1 protein-coding gene is annotated in these 1,300 nt (G+C 33.3%); it reads right to left on the bottom strand.

The annotated features are described in order from the left end of the window. Positions 1–235: 235 nt before the first annotated feature. Positions 236–1,159 carry a hypothetical protein gene (locus ES711_RS16150; RefSeq protein ID WP_146894341.1) on the bottom strand — a complete coding sequence of 308 codons (924 nt, stop codon included), beginning with the start codon at positions 1,157–1,159 and terminating at the stop codon, positions 236–238. Between the last annotated feature and the right edge of the window lie 141 nt (positions 1,160–1,300).

The raw sequence follows: 1,300 nt of genomic DNA, 5'->3' as shown, positions 1-1,300 counted from the left end.
GTGGGGATTTTGGGATTCCTTAGCCCAAAAACCGTATTTTCATTTTGTAGATAAGCCTAAACTTTTTTCACGGTTCTTTCAGGTGTCGATTTCCATAATATTTTGCTTCTTTCGACTTGTCCACAACGTTGATGTGTATGAGCCGTTGCGTGTTAAAGCACGGAACATTAAAAGTACAAAACTCCGCTGGAAAATTCCCAAAAATTTTCCAGATGGGCACAGACCCAGCAATGGCTTATACACGGTGTTGTGGTGTCGTACTTTTTACTTTATCAAATATTATTTTCCTGAAATCAGTTCCTAAATTGTCCAAAAGTCCGGAATAGTGGCAATAATAAATTGCTCCACTTTTATCTTCCTCTTTTACTGTAATTACTCCATCATCAAATTCCACCAAATGGTAGTAATTTCCATCGTCAAGTCCTGTAGAATATATTTCGGATACTCCAAGTATTCTAAAATTTCCAAAATCAACTCCTTCCGATTTCTCAATGATTTTGAGATATTCATTAGGTAGTTTTGAGTCAATACTTTTCGTGTAATTTCCCAAGTATTTAGAGTCAATTGGTTGAAAAATTTGATTTATAGATTGAATGTTATTTAATTCTCCGAGTAGTCCATCAAATGTTGGAATCGATTTAAGTTTTTCTTTTTTGAAAGTGCTTTGAGCAAAACTATTTGGGTCATTATTTATTTTCTTACTCGTAACATTAATTGCTTTTACTTTTATAATAGATTTTGGATTAGGTCTAATTTTCCAGCCCCAAATTCGTCCATCATTATTGTCAAATTCTATGTAATATTTGTCGCTATTGACTTTGAATCTAATTGTTGCCAGTTTGCTTTCATCCTTTCTCTTGTATCTAAAATTGTCAGAAAGAGGATTTTCATTATCTCCGTAAAGTTCGACAGACATACTTTTTTCCCAATATTGTCTCCATTTTCTTTTAGGTTCAAAATATTCAATTTGAATTTTTAGCTTTGTTTGGATTTCCGAATCAAACATTTCGTAAAGTTCGGTTAATAATGTTTTTTCCAAAGCGGTAAACCCTTTGTTATTGAATTTCGGTCGTCTTCGATAAGCAGCAATAGAAAGAGCGAGAAAAATCAGTCCGATTATTCCAATTAAAATTCCTAATATTATTAAAATGTTCTTCATTCAGTTTGTATGCACCACAACGTTTGGTGTAAGAATAGTTGCGTGGGTTAAGCACCTAAAATAACAAAAATTAACCAAGCCTGTGGAAATTCCGAAGGAATTTCCAAGTAGGCGAGAACCAGCAATTATTTTTACACAGTG

The sequence above is a fragment of the Gelidibacter salicanalis genome, assembly GCF_007997285.1.
Lineage (GTDB): Bacteria > Bacteroidota > Bacteroidia > Flavobacteriales > Flavobacteriaceae > Gelidibacter > Gelidibacter salicanalis.
The sequence above is the reverse complement of the archived record's forward strand: the minus strand, read 5'-3'. Positions and strand labels throughout refer to the sequence as shown.